Source organism: Shigella sp. FC1544 (genome assembly GCF_001722145.1).
Lineage (GTDB): Bacteria > Pseudomonadota > Gammaproteobacteria > Enterobacterales > Enterobacteriaceae > Escherichia > Escherichia coli.
Genome location: NZ_MECT01000027.1, coordinates 1 through 12,284, shown reverse-complemented (window position 1 = coordinate 12,284; position 12,284 = coordinate 1). Strand labels below are relative to the sequence as shown.

At 53.1% G+C, this 12,284-nt stretch carries 13 protein-coding genes and 1 pseudogene; 6 read left to right on the top strand and 8 right to left on the bottom strand.

Annotated features, from left to right (window positions below; translation table 11 throughout):
* From BGK49_RS25060 to BGK49_RS28940, 8 genes are all read right to left on the bottom strand, one after another.
* Positions 1–165: IS1 family transposase (locus BGK49_RS25060; RefSeq protein ID WP_047664789.1), on the bottom strand; the 165-nt coding region annotated here is incomplete at its 3' end.
* A 28-nt stretch (positions 166–193) separates the two neighbouring features.
* The gene (gene tnaC, locus BGK49_RS31570; protein WP_064721318.1) at positions 194–274 is read right to left on the bottom strand and encodes a tryptophanase leader peptide; all 81 of its coding nucleotides are present in this window, start codon (positions 272–274) and stop codon (positions 194–196) included.
* Positions 275–515: 241 nt separating this feature from the next.
* The gene (gene mnmE / locus BGK49_RS02340) at positions 516–1,880 is read right to left on the bottom strand and encodes a tRNA uridine-5-carboxymethylaminomethyl(34) synthesis GTPase MnmE (RefSeq protein ID WP_001554587.1); all 1,365 of its coding nucleotides are present in this window, start codon (positions 1,878–1,880) and stop codon (positions 516–518) included.
* A 104-nt stretch (positions 1,881–1,984) separates the two neighbouring features.
* Entirely contained in the window at positions 1,985–3,631 is a 1,647-nt protein-coding gene (yidC, locus tag BGK49_RS02335) for a membrane protein insertase YidC (protein ID WP_000378260.1), read from the bottom strand.
* Between the two features lie 2 nt (positions 3,632–3,633).
* Complete coding sequence (yidD, locus tag BGK49_RS02330) at positions 3,634–3,891, bottom strand: membrane protein insertion efficiency factor YidD (protein WP_001307474.1); 258 nt, start codon at positions 3,889–3,891, stop codon at positions 3,634–3,636.
* Complete coding sequence (gene rnpA / locus BGK49_RS02325; RefSeq protein WP_000239730.1) at positions 3,855–4,214, bottom strand: ribonuclease P protein component; 360 nt, start codon at positions 4,212–4,214, stop codon at positions 3,855–3,857. The genes yidD and rnpA overlap by 37 nt, the downstream gene beginning before the upstream one ends.
* Before the next feature lie 16 nt (positions 4,215–4,230).
* Positions 4,231–4,371, bottom strand: coding sequence for a 50S ribosomal protein L34 (gene rpmH, locus BGK49_RS02320; protein ID WP_000831330.1), 141 nt, complete (start codon positions 4,369–4,371; stop codon positions 4,231–4,233).
* Positions 4,372–4,600: 229 nt separating this feature from the next.
* Positions 4,601–4,681 (bottom strand): protein YsdD, encoded by an 81-nt coding sequence (locus tag BGK49_RS28940; RefSeq protein ID WP_120795392.1) that lies wholly within the window; start codon positions 4,679–4,681, stop codon positions 4,601–4,603.
* A gap of 296 nt (positions 4,682–4,977) precedes the next feature.
* Here BGK49_RS28940 and dnaA point away from each other — a divergent pair, with 296 nt between their 5' ends.
* From dnaA to BGK49_RS02290, 6 genes and pseudogenes are all read left to right on the top strand, one after another.
* Positions 4,978–6,381, top strand: a complete 1,404-nt coding sequence (dnaA, locus tag BGK49_RS02315) for a chromosomal replication initiator protein DnaA (RefSeq protein WP_000059111.1) — start codon at positions 4,978–4,980, stop codon at positions 6,379–6,381.
* A gap of 4 nt (positions 6,382–6,385) precedes the next feature.
* Complete coding sequence (gene dnaN / locus BGK49_RS02310; protein ID WP_000673464.1) at positions 6,386–7,486, top strand: DNA polymerase III subunit beta; 1,101 nt, start codon at positions 6,386–6,388, stop codon at positions 7,484–7,486.
* Entirely contained in the window at positions 7,486–8,559 is a 1,074-nt protein-coding gene (gene recF / locus BGK49_RS02305) for a DNA replication/repair protein RecF (protein WP_000060105.1), read from the top strand. Before dnaN ends, recF begins: the two co-directional genes overlap by 1 nt.
* A 28-nt stretch (positions 8,560–8,587) precedes the next feature.
* Positions 8,588–11,002: a DNA topoisomerase (ATP-hydrolyzing) subunit B gene (gyrB, locus tag BGK49_RS02300; protein ID WP_000072066.1), complete on the top strand. Its 2,415-nt coding sequence runs from the start codon at positions 8,588–8,590 to the stop codon at positions 11,000–11,002.
* 239 nt (positions 11,003–11,241) lie between these two features.
* The gene (locus BGK49_RS02295; protein ID WP_001446320.1) at positions 11,242–11,640 is read left to right on the top strand and encodes a YidB family protein; all 399 of its coding nucleotides are present in this window, start codon (positions 11,242–11,244) and stop codon (positions 11,638–11,640) included.
* 114 nt (positions 11,641–11,754) lie between these two features.
* Positions 11,755–12,069, top strand: a pseudogene (locus tag BGK49_RS02290) (HAD-IIB family hydrolase); the annotation flags it as partial.
* Between the last annotated feature and the right edge of the window lie 215 nt (positions 12,070–12,284).

The window sequence follows — 12,284 nt, the reverse complement described above, 5'->3', positions numbered from 1 at the left end:
TTTCTGGTGCGTACCGGGCTGAGAGGCGGTGTAAGTGAACTGTAGTTGCCATGTTTTACGGCAATGAGAGCAGAGATAGCGCTGATGTCCGGCAGTGCTTTTGCCGTTACGCACCACGCCTTCAGTAGCGGAGCAGGAAGGACATCTGATGGAAATGGAAGCCACGCAAGCACCTTAAAATCACCATCATACACTAAATCAGTAAGTTGGCAGCATTACCCTTATTGTCGATATTGAACCATTTTGAGGTCACACATATATGTAAGATATTCATAATGCACTTATCCTCGAAAGACACGAGGCTACAGTATAATACTCAAGAATTTTGTCTATTCTAAAATTGTTTAAATGTGAATCGAATCACAATCGTTCGGGGAGCAATATTAAATGCTTTTTTTAAGATTATAAATTACGTAAGAATTTTAATGTTTAAAAAAAGGGTTGAGGAATAACAGGAGTGCTAACAATGAAGCGAAGCCGCATCTGACAGTCAGAATACGGCTTCGTAAGCGCGGTTACTTACCAATACAGAAGCTGGAGAAAATCCGCCCCAGCAGGTCGTCTGAAGTAAATTCCCCGGTGATTTCGCTTAAGTTCTGCTGTGCCAGACGCAACTCTTCCGCCAGCAGTTCACCTGCCCAGGCTCCCAACAGTTGCGCTTTGCCCTGTTGTAGATGTTCCGCTGCCTGTTCCAGCGCCTGTAGGTGGCGACGACGCGCCAGGAAGCCGCCTTCCATGTTGGTGTCAAAGCCCATGCTCTGTTTGAGATGGTTACGCAGCACGTCCACGCCTTCACCAGTCCTTGCCGAGAGACGAATTAACACGTGACCGTTCACTTCACTCATTCCCAGCGTTTCGCCGGTGATATCGGCTTTATTGCGCACCACGGTGATCGGCAGTTTCGCTGGCAGACGGGCAATAAATTCCGGCCAGATCTCTGCCGGATCCACGGCGTCTGTTGTGGTGCCATCGACCATAAACAGCACGCGGTCGGCCTGTTCAATTTCCTGCCACGCGCGCTCGATACCAATACGTTCTACTTCGTCACTGGCTTCACGTAGCCCGGCGGTATCGATGATATGCAGCGGCATTCCGTCAATGTGGATATGCTCACGCAGCACGTCACGCGTAGTTCCGGCGATATCGGTTACGATTGCCGCTTCACGCCCCGCCAGCGCGTTTAACAGGCTCGATTTACCGGCGTTAGGACGTCCGGCAATCACCACTTTCATCCCTTCGCGCAACAAACTACCCTGACGTGCTTCAGCACGCACTGCATCAAGATCGGCAATAACGTCATTGAGCTGGGCTTCAATTTTTCCGTCGGAGAGGAAATCGATCTCTTCATCGGGGAAATCAATTGCCGCTTCGACGTAAATGCGCAAGTGGGTGAGGGCTTCTACCAGATGATTAACCCGTGCGGAGAATGCGCCTTGCAGCGAGTTAAGTGCCGAACGGGCCGCCTGTTCCGAACTGGCGTCGATAAGATCGGCAATCGCCTCGGCCTGGGCTAAGTCAAGTTTATCGTTAAGAAACGCGCGTTCGGAAAACTCACCAGGGCGAGCAATCCGCAGGCCGGGAATGGTCAGAATGCGTTTTAACAGCAGGTCGAGGATCACCGGACCGCCATGACCTTGCAGTTCCAGCACATCTTCGCCGGTGAACGAGTTCGGGCCAGGGAACCATAGCGCAATCCCCTGATCGAGCACGCTGCCGTCGGCGTCTTTAAACGGAAGATAATCGGCGTAGCGCGGCTTAGGCAGTTTACCCAGCACGGTTTCGGCAACTTCACGGGCTTTGAAGCCGGAGATGCGCAGGATGCCAACGCCGCCACGTCCCGGAGGCGTGGCCTGGGCTACGATAGTGTCATTATCGCTCATGATGTTCCTGTTGCTTTGTGTGGCGGATGCGCGGTGCTTATCCGCCCTACGAAAAGAAAAAAGCGGTCAACTGACCGCCCTTATTTTAGCGAAAACTCACCGAATCAGGATTTTTTCTTCTCGCGGCTATGCAGGCCACGTTTTTCCAGACCACGGTAAATCAGCTGCTGCTGAATAATGGTTACCAGGTTGCTGACGATATAGTACAGCACCAGACCTGACGGGAACCACAGGAAGAACACGGTGAAGATGACCGGCATAAAGGTCATGATCTTCTGCTGCATCGGGTCGGTCACTGTGGTCGGCGACATCTTCTGAATGAAGAACATCGTTACGCCCATCAGGATCGGCAGGATGTAGTACGGGTCCTGTGCCGACAGGTCGTGGATCCACAGTGCAAACGGTGCCTGACGCAGTTCAACGGAACCCATCAGCATGTAGTACAACGCCAGGAAGATTGGCATCTGGATCAGCAGCGGGAAGCAGCCGCCCAGCGGGTTAACCTTCTCAGCTTTGTACAGCGCCATCATTTCCTGGCTGATACGCTGTTTGTCATCGCCCAGACGCTCACGCATTGCCTGAATCTTCGGCTGCAGCATACGCATCTTCGCCATGGAGGTGTACTGCGTTTTGGTCAGCGGGTACATGATGCCACGAACGATAAAGGTGATGATGATAATGGAGAAGCCCCAGTTACCCACAAAGCTATGGATCCATTTCAGCAGTTTGAACAGCGGCTGAGAGATGAACCACAACCAACCGTAATCAACGGTCAGATCCAGGTGCGGAGCAACAGCTGCCATTTTGTCCTGGATTTCCGGGCCAACCCACAGGGTGCTGTTCATCGCGCCAGTCTGACCAGGCTGAACCAGTACCGGCTGAGATTTATAGCCGATAGCGGCGATGCCGTTACCCAGATTAGCGGTATAGAAGTTGTTGGTACCGTCGTTATGCGGGATCCACGCGGTCGCGAAATACTGTTGCAGCATTGCCACCCAACCACCTTTCGAAGAGATGTTCAGGTTTTCGTTATCGGCAATGGTATCGAACTTGTATTTCTCGTACTTCTCGTCAGGCGTGGAGTACGCCGCGCCGCGGAAGGTGTGCAGTGCGAAGTTGCTGCTTCCGGTATCGAGATGCGGTGGCAGAGTGATGGATTGCTTCAACTGACCAAAGGTGGAGATTTCCAGCGGTTTCTCGCCAGCGTTCTGCACGTTGTAGTTGACGTTGACAGCGTAATCACCACGTTTCAGGACAAACGTTTTGGTAAACGTGTTGCCTGCCGCGTCGGTATACGTCATCGGCACCTGCAGTTCGTTTTGACCTTCAGCCAGCACATAAGCGTCTTTTTCAACGTTATACAGCGGACGCGGGCCGTTAGCCGGGTTATCCGGGCCATCACGACCGGTCAGACCGCTCTGTGCCTGATAAATAAACTGCGGTGAAGTTTCCAGCAGCTGGAACGGCTGGGTAGAGTTCAGCTCTTTCGGGTAAGCAGGCAGCAGAGCTTGCTCAACATCACCACCACGGGTGTTGATGGTCAGATCAAGCACGTCGGTCTTAACCGAGATCAGTTTCCCCTGGCCACTGGCCGGTACGCCCTGGTCGGCGGCGCTACCCGCTGCGGTGGTCGTTGTCTGCGTGGTCTGTTGGGCCTGAGGTTGCGGGTTTTTATCCTGCTCCCAGGCTTGCCAGATCATGAAAGACACGAACAGCAAAGCGATGACTAAAAGATTGCGTTGCGAATCCATCGTTAGTGTTCTCTGGTATCAAATGGTCCGGGCGGGACGGGATCGTCACCACCAGGGTGTAAAGGGTGGCATTTTAATACGCGTTTCACCGTCAACCAACTGCCTTTTATCACTCCAAACCTGCGCAATGCCTCAATTCCGTAGCTTGAACAGGTTGGAGTGAAACGACAATGCGGCCCGAGTAGCGGACTAATCAGGCGTTGATAGACCCGAATGAGGGCTATCAGGACCCGCGAGCCAGGCGACAGTGGCGGCGCCATAATTTTTCCAACGCTTCCGAGAGAGCACGGTTATCGAGGTCGGCAACCCCTTTTTTCGCCACCACCACGAAATCCATAGCCGGGAGTTCATGTTGGCGCAGACGGAAGCTTTCACGCGTCAGACGTTTAATCCGATTGCGTTCATGGGCGCGTCGAACGTTTTTCTTGGCGACTGTAAGACCGATACGGGGATGCCCCAGCGAATTCAGGCGGCCGAGAATGGTAATTTGCGGCGTGCCAGCCCGTTGTGGCTGCTGGAAGACGAATGTGAATTGACTGGGAGTTAACAAGCGTAACTCCCTGGGAAATGCGAGCTTAACCACTCAGGGGTTAGCTTTATTACTTAGAAACGGTCAGACGAGCGCGGCCTTTAGCACGACGACGTGCCAGAACCTGACGACCATTTTTAGTAGCCATACGAGCACGGAAGCCGTGAGAACGGTTGCGCTTCAGTACAGACGGTTGAAAAGTGCGTTTCATGGCGATTTCTACCTAAACTTGAATAAATTCAATGGCTTTATTGGATATCCGCCGAAAAATGAAACGATGGACACCGAAGCCATGGGTGATTAAAGAGGCCGGATTGTAATAATTGTACACTCCGGAGTCAATTCTCTTTCCTTATTTACCGCGCTTTTCCGCACCTTTTCGCAGGGAAAATGTACGACCTCACACCAGTGGAAACCAGCATGGCGCGCCGGGTGGAGGATTATACGGGCTGATGGGTAAAGCGCAAGGATCGTCCTGGATCTTTATTAGATCGATTAAGCCAATTTTTGTCTATGGTCATTAAATTTTTCAATATGCGGCGTAAATCGTGCCCGCCTCGCGGCAGGATCGTTTACACTTAGCGAGTTCTGGAAAGTCCTGTGGATAAATCGGGAAAATCTGTGAGAAACAGAAGATCTCTTGCGCAGTTTAGGCTATGATCCGCGGTCCCGATCGTTTTGCAGGATCTTGATCGGGCATATAACCGCAGACAGCGGTTCGTGCGTCACCCTCAAGCAGGGTCTTTTCGACGTACGTCAACAATCATGAATGTTTCAGCCTTAGTCATTATCGACTTTTGTTCGAGTGGAGTCCGCCGTGTCACTTTCGCTTTGGCAGCAGTGTCTTGCCCGATTGCAGGATGAGTTACCAGCCACAGAATTCAGTATGTGGATACGCCCATTGCAGGCGGAACTGAGCGATAACACGCTGGCCCTGTACGCGCCAAACCGTTTTGTCCTCGATTGGGTACGGGACAAGTACCTTAATAATATCAATGGACTGCTAACCAGTTTCTGCGGAGCGGATGCCCCACAGCTGCGTTTTGAAGTCGGCACCAAACCGGTGACGCAAACGCCACAAGCGGCAGTGACGAGCAACGTCGCGGCCCCTGCACAGGTGGCGCAAACGCAGCCGCAACGTGCTGCGCCTTCTACGCGCTCAGGTTGGGATAACGTCCCGGCCCCGGCAGAACCGACCTATCGTTCTAACGTAAACGTCAAACACACGTTTGATAACTTCGTTGAAGGTAAATCTAACCAACTGGCGCGCGCGGCGGCTCGCCAGGTGGCGGATAACCCTGGCGGTGCCTATAACCCGTTGTTCCTTTATGGCGGCACGGGTCTGGGTAAAACTCACCTGCTGCATGCGGTGGGTAACGGCATTATGGCGCGCAAGCCGAATGCCAAAGTGGTTTATATGCACTCCGAGCGCTTTGTTCAGGACATGGTTAAAGCCCTGCAAAACAACGCGATCGAAGAGTTTAAACGCTACTACCGTTCCGTAGATGCACTGCTGATCGACGATATTCAGTTTTTTGCTAATAAAGAACGATCTCAGGAAGAGTTTTTCCATACCTTCAACGCCCTGCTGGAAGGTAATCAACAGATCATTCTCACCTCGGATCGCTATCCGAAAGAGATCAACGGCGTTGAGGATCGTTTGAAATCCCGCTTCGGTTGGGGACTGACTGTGGCGATCGAACCGCCAGAGCTGGAAACCCGTGTGGCGATCCTGATGAAAAAGGCCGACGAAAACGACATTCGTTTGCCGGGCGAAGTGGCGTTCTTTATCGCCAAGCGTCTACGATCTAACGTACGTGAGCTGGAAGGGGCGCTGAACCGCGTCATTGCCAATGCCAACTTTACCGGACGGGCGATCACCATCGACTTCGTGCGTGAGGCGCTGCGCGACTTGCTGGCATTGCAGGAAAAACTGGTCACCATCGACAATATTCAGAAGACGGTGGCGGAGTACTACAAGATCAAAGTCGCGGATCTCCTTTCCAAGCGTCGATCCCGCTCGGTGGCGCGTCCGCGCCAGATGGCGATGGCGCTGGCGAAAGAGCTGACTAACCACAGTCTGCCGGAGATTGGCGATGCGTTTGGTGGTCGTGACCACACGACGGTGCTTCATGCCTGCCGTAAGATCGAGCAGTTGCGTGAAGAGAGCCACGATATCAAAGAAGATTTTTCAAATTTAATCAGAACATTGTCATCGTAAACCTATGAAATTTACCGTAGAACGTGAGCATTTATTAAAACCGCTACAACAGGTGAGCGGTCCGTTAGGTGGTCGTCCTACGCTACCGATTCTCGGTAATCTGCTGTTACAGGTTGCTGACGGTACGTTGTCGCTGACCGGTACTGATCTCGAGATGGAAATGGTGGCACGTGTTGCGCTGGTTCAGCCACACGAGCCAGGAGCAACGACCGTTCCGGCGCGCAAATTCTTTGATATCTGCCGTGGTCTGCCTGAAGGCGCGGAAATTGCCGTGCAGCTGGAAGGTGAACGGATGCTGGTGCGCTCCGGGCGTAGCCGTTTTTCGCTGTCTACCCTGCCAGCGGCGGATTTCCCGAACCTCGATGACTGGCAGAGCGAAGTCGAATTTACCCTGCCGCAGGCGACGATGAAGCGTCTGATTGAAGCGACCCAGTTTTCGATGGCGCATCAGGATGTTCGCTATTACTTAAACGGTATGCTGTTTGAAACCGAAGGCGAAGAACTGCGCACCGTAGCGACCGATGGTCACCGTCTGGCAGTCTGTTCAATGCCAATTGGTCAATCTTTGCCAAGCCATTCGGTGATCGTGCCGCGTAAAGGCGTGATTGAACTGATGCGTATGCTCGACGGCGGCGACAATCCGCTGCGCGTGCAGATTGGCAGCAATAACATTCGTGCCCACGTTGGCGACTTTATCTTCACCTCCAAACTGGTGGATGGTCGCTTCCCGGATTACCGCCGCGTTCTACCGAAGAACCCGGACAAACATCTGGAAGCTGGCTGCGATCTGCTCAAGCAGGCGTTTGCCCGTGCGGCAATTCTCTCTAACGAGAAATTCCGCGGCGTACGTCTTTATGTCAGCGAAAACCAGCTGAAAATCACTGCCAACAACCCGGAACAGGAAGAAGCGGAAGAGATCCTCGACGTTACCTATAGCGGTGCGGAGATGGAAATCGGCTTCAACGTCAGCTATGTGCTGGATGTTCTGAACGCGCTGAAATGCGAAAACGTCCGCATGATGCTGACCGATTCGGTTTCCAGCGTGCAGATTGAAGATGCGGCCAGCCAGAGCGCGGCTTATGTTGTCATGCCAATGAGACTGTAATGTCCCTCACCCGCTTGTTGATCCGCGATTTCCGCAATATCGAAACCGCGGATCTCGCCTTATCTCCCGGCTTTAACTTTCTGGTAGGTGCCAACGGCAGTGGCAAAACCAGCGTGCTGGAAGCCATCTATACGCTCGGCCATGGTCGGGCGTTTCGCAGTTTGCAGATTGGTCGCGTCATTCGCCATGAGCAGGAGGCATTTGTTCTCCATGGGCGATTACAGGGCGAAGAGCGCGAGACGGCGATTGGCTTAACCAAAGACAAACAAGGCGACAGCAAAGTCCGCATCGACGGTACTGACGGGCATAAAGTCGCGGAGCTGGCGCACCTGATGCCGATGCAGCTGATAACGCCAGAAGGGTTTACTTTACTCAACGGCGGCCCCAAATACAGAAGAGCATTTCTCGACTGGGCATGCTTTCACAACGAACCCGGATTTTTCACCGCCTGGAGCAATCTCAAGCGATTGCTCAAGCAGCGCAATGCGGCGCTGCGCCAGGTGACACGTTACGAACAGCTACGCCCGTGGGATAAAGAGCTGATCCCGCTGGCGGAGCAAATCAGCACCTGGCGCGCGGAGTATAGCGCCGGTATCGCGGCTGATATGGCCGATACTTGTAAGCAATTTCTCCCTGAGTTTTCTCTGACTTTCTCTTTCCAGCGCGGCTGGGAGAAAGAGACAGAATATGCTGAGGTGCTGGAACGTAATTTTGAACGCGATCGCCAGCTAACCTACACCGCGCATGGCCCGCATAAAGCGGACTTACGCATTCGCGCCGACGGTGCGCCGGTGGAAGATACCTTATCGCGTGGGCAGCTTAAGCTGTTGATGTGCGCCTTACGTCTGGCGCAAGGAGAGTTCCTCACCCGTGAAAGCGGGCGGCGGTGTCTCTACCTGATAGATGATTTTGCCTCTGAGCTTGATGATGAGCGTCGCGGGCTGCTTGCCAGCCGCTTAAAAGCGACGCAATCACAGGTCTTTGTCAGCGCGATCAGTGCTGAACACGTTATAGACATGTCGGACGAAAATTCGAAGATGTTTACCGTGGAAAAGGGTAAAATAACGGATTAACCCAAGTATAAATGAGCGAGAAACGTTGATGTCGAATTCTTATGACTCCTCCAGTATCAAAGTCCTGAAAGGGCTGGATGCGGTGCGTAAGCGCCCGGGTATGTATATCGGCGACACGGATGACGGCACCGGTCTGCACCACATGGTATTCGAGGTGGTAGATAACGCTATCGACGAAGCGCTCGCGGGTCACTGTAAAGAAATTATCGTCACCATTCACGCCGATAACTCTGTCTCTGTACAGGATGACGGGCGCGGCATTCCGACCGGTATTCACCCGGAAGAGGGCGTATCGGCGGCGGAAGTGATCATGACCGTTCTGCACGCAGGCGGTAAATTTGACGATAACTCCTATAAAGTGTCCGGCGGTCTGCACGGCGTTGGTGTTTCGGTAGTAAACGCCCTGTCGCAAAAACTGGAGCTGGTTATCCAGCGCGAGGGTAAAATTCACCGTCAGATCTACGAACACGGTGTACCGCAGGCTCCGCTGGCGGTTACCGGCGAGACTGAAAAAACCGGCACCATGGTGCGTTTCTGGCCCAGCCTCGAAACCTTCACCAATGTGACCGAGTTCGAATATGAAATTCTGGCGAAACGTCTGCGTGAGTTGTCGTTCCTCAACTCCGGCGTTTCCATTCGTCTGCGCGACAAGCGTGACGGCAAAGAAGACCACTTCCACTATGAAGGCGGCATCAAGGCGTTCGTTGAATATCTGAACAAGAACAAAACGCCGATCCATCCGAATATCTTCTACTTCTCCACCGAAAAAGACGGTATTGGCGTCGAAGTGGCGTTGCAGTGGAACGATGGCTTCCAGGAAAACATCTACTGCTTTACCAACAACATTCCGCAGCGTGACGGCGGTACCCACCTGGCAGGCTTCCGTGCGGCGATGACCCGTACCCTGAACGCCTACATGGACAAAGAAGGCTACAGCAAAAAAGCCAAAGTCAGCGCCACCGGTGACGATGCGCGTGAAGGCCTGATTGCGGTCGTTTCCGTAAAAGTGCCGGACCCGAAATTCTCCTCCCAGACCAAAGACAAACTGGTTTCTTCTGAGGTGAAATCGGCGGTTGAACAGCAGATGAACGAACTGCTGGCAGAATACCTGCTGGAAAACCCAACCGACGCGAAAATCGTGGTTGGCAAAATTATCGATGCTGCCCGTGCCCGTGAAGCGGCGCGTCGCGCGCGTGAAATGACCCGCCGTAAAGGTGCGCTCGACTTAGCGGGCCTGCCGGGCAAACTGGCAGACTGCCAGGAACGCGATCCGGCGCTTTCCGAACTGTACCTGGTGGAAGGGGACTCCGCGGGCGGCTCTGCGAAGCAGGGGCGTAACCGCAAGAACCAGGCGATTCTGCCGCTGAAGGGTAAAATCCTCAACGTTGAGAAAGCGCGCTTCGATAAGATGCTCTCTTCTCAGGAAGTGGCGACGCTTATCACCGCGCTTGGCTGTGGTATCGGTCGTGACGAGTACAACCCGGACAAACTGCGTTATCACAGCATCATCATCATGACCGATGCGGACGTCGACGGCTCGCACATTCGTACGCTGCTGTTGACCTTCTTCTATCGTCAGATGCCGGAAATCGTTGAACGCGGTCACGTCTACATCGCTCAGCCGCCGCTGTACAAAGTGAAGAAAGGCAAGCAGGAACAGTACATTAAAGACGACGAAGCGATGGATCAGTACCAGATCTCTATCGCGCTGGACGGCGCAACGCTGCACACCAACGCCAGCGCACCGGCATTGGCTGGCGAAGCGTTAGAGAAACTGGTGTCTGAGTACAACGCGACGCAGAAAATGATCAACCGCATGGAGCGTCGTTATCCGAAAGCAATGCTGAAAGAGCTTATCTATCAGCCGACGCTGACGGAAGCCGACCTCTCTGATGAGCAGACCGTTACCCGCTGGGTGAACGCGCTGGTCAGCGAACTGAACGACAAAGAACAGCACGGCAGCCAGTGGAAGTTTGATGTCCACACCAATGCCGAACAAAACCTGTTCGAGCCGATTGTTCGCGTGCGTACCCACGGTGTGGATACTGACTATCCGCTGGATCACGAATTTATCACTGGTGGCGAATATCGTCGTATCTGCACGCTGGGTGAGAAACTGCGTGGCTTGCTGGAAGAAGATGCATTTATCGAACGTGGCGAGCGTCGTCAGCCGGTAGCCAGCTTCGAGCAGGCGCTGGACTGGCTGGTGAAAGAGTCTCGTCGCGGTCTCTCCATCCAGCGTTATAAAGGTCTGGGCGAGATGAACCCGGAACAGCTGTGGGAAACCACCATGGACCCGGAAAGTCGTCGTATGCTGCGCGTTACCGTTAAGGATGCGATTGCCGCTGACCTGTTGTTCACCACGCTGATGGGCGACGCCGTAGAACCGCGTCGTGCGTTTATTGAAGAGAACGCCCTGAAAGCGGCGAATATTGATATTTAATGGCGTTAACCATGCGAGCATGCCTGATGCGCTACGCTTATCAGGCCTACGAAAATCTTGCAATGTATTGAATTTTAATGATTTTGTAGGCCAGGTAAGACGTTAACGCCGCATCCGGCAAGAAGCTATAAAAAAAGGGCGGAGATCATCTCCGCCCTTTTTATTTCTGCAATCCGCAATTATCATCCCGCAGATCTATACTTTTTGGGTCAACACGTAACGCTTTACAGGTGATTATCATGGGGCTTTTTGATGAAGTTGTCGGTGCCTTTCTGAAAGGCGATGCGGGGAAATATCAGGCTATTTTAAGTTGGGTTGAGGAGCAGGGCGGCATTCAGGTGCTGCTGGAAAAACTGCAAAGTGGCGGCTTAGGGGCCATTCTCTCAACCTGGTTGAGTAATCAGCAGAGCAATCAATCAGTTAGCGGCGAGCAACTGGAATCGGCGCTCGGCACAAATGCGGTGTCCGATCTCGGGCAAAAACTTGGCGTGGATACCAGTACGGCTTCCAGTTTACTGGCAGAACAATTGCCGAAGATTATTGATGCGCTCTCACCGCAAGGTGAAGTGTCTTCACAAGCCAATAACGATCTGCTTTCCGCAGGTATGGAACTGCTGAAAGGGAAACTCTTCCGCTAAGCAAATGGGGAGCATGCAACCCGCGTTGCATCCCCCTTTTCCCTCGGGTGTTGTACTGATTTTTGAGCGGAATCGCGTTAGCATGGGTCAGGAACTAATCTACCTGGGGAACTCATGGCTATCAAACTCATTGCTATCGATATGGATGGCACCCTTCTGCTGCCCGATCACACCATTTCACCCGCCGTTAAAAATGCGATTGCCGCAGCTCGCGCCCGTGGCGTGAATGTCGTGCTAACGACGGGTCGCCCTTATGCAGGCGTTCACAACTACCTGAAAGAGCTGCATATGGAACAGCCGGGCGACTACTGCATTACTTATAACGGCGCGCTGGTACAGAAGGCCGCTGATGGTAGCACCGTGGCGCAAACTGCTCTCAGTTATGACGACTATCGTTTCCTGGAAAAACTCTCTCGCGAAGTCGGTTCACGTATAGGAAATTGAAAAACTAAGCGATACCCCTGTCCGCGCCTTATGCCACGTGAGCTTTTCTGCTTTTCCCTCCACTCCGGTGTTTTCTCTCTCTGCATGGTCGATTCTTATACCGCAACAGGCTGTTTTTTATACTTGCACCGATTCCCGGGCACACTTAGCCTGTGTCAGGCCGGCATATACCTCAGCAGACTGATATCCCGCGCGTTTTT

What these genes read in the sequence shown, in the direction of transcription:
- tnaC (WP_064721318.1), bottom strand. Translation starts at nt 274, where the DNA reads ATGAATATCTTACATATATGTGTGACCTCAAAATGGTTCAATATCGAC.
- mnmE (WP_001554587.1), bottom strand. Translation starts at nt 1,880, where the DNA reads ATGAGCGATAATGACACTATCGTAGCCCAGGCCACGCCTCCGGGACGT.
- yidC (WP_000378260.1), bottom strand. Translation starts at nt 3,631, where the DNA reads ATGGATTCGCAACGCAATCTTTTAGTCATCGCTTTGCTGTTCGTGTCT.
- yidD (WP_001307474.1), bottom strand. Translation starts at nt 3,891, where the DNA reads ATGGCGCCGCCACTGTCGCCTGGCTCGCGGGTCCTGATAGCCCTCATT.
- rpmH (WP_000831330.1), bottom strand. Translation starts at nt 4,371, where the DNA reads ATGAAACGCACTTTTCAACCGTCTGTACTGAAGCGCAACCGTTCTCAC.
- BGK49_RS28940 (WP_120795392.1), bottom strand. Translation starts at nt 4,681, where the DNA reads ATGACCATAGACAAAAATTGGCTTAATCGATCTAATAAAGATCCAGGA.
- dnaN (WP_000673464.1), top strand. Translation starts at nt 6,386, where the DNA reads ATGAAATTTACCGTAGAACGTGAGCATTTATTAAAACCGCTACAACAG.
- recF (WP_000060105.1), top strand. Translation starts at nt 7,486, where the DNA reads ATGTCCCTCACCCGCTTGTTGATCCGCGATTTCCGCAATATCGAAACC.
- gyrB (WP_000072066.1), top strand. Translation starts at nt 8,588, where the DNA reads ATGTCGAATTCTTATGACTCCTCCAGTATCAAAGTCCTGAAAGGGCTG.
- BGK49_RS02295 (WP_001446320.1), top strand. Translation starts at nt 11,242, where the DNA reads ATGGGGCTTTTTGATGAAGTTGTCGGTGCCTTTCTGAAAGGCGATGCG.